Genomic DNA, 275 nt, shown 5'->3' with positions numbered 1-275 from the left:
GAATAATACCGCTGACCTGCGGACGGATCTCAGCCACCCGATAGGCCGTAACACGCCCAGCCAAGGTATCGGTCAATTCAAAGGATTGTGGTGCCAATTGCACAACATCCACGCCAGTAGGTGGCATTTGTGGTGCCGCCGCAGATACCTGCTGCTCTTCCTGACAGGCACTGAGGGTTAAAACCAATGCGGCCAAAAGTGGGAGTTTGAGGTAACCCGAACCTGCCTGATGTCTTCCCATACTGTCCTCTTATATCAACTGAAAAGATGCTATA

Annotated in this window: 1 pseudogene; it reads right to left on the bottom strand. The window is 51.6% G+C overall.

The window, feature by feature from the left end:
* A pseudogene (locus Q4563_RS19675) lies at positions 1-241 on the bottom strand (hypothetical protein); the annotation flags it as partial.
* Between the last annotated feature and the right edge of the window lie 34 nt (positions 242-275).

Source organism: Gilvimarinus sp. 1_MG-2023 (assembly GCF_030548285.1).
Note: the sequence above shows the minus strand (reverse complement) of the source record. Positions and strands in the feature narration are given on the sequence as shown.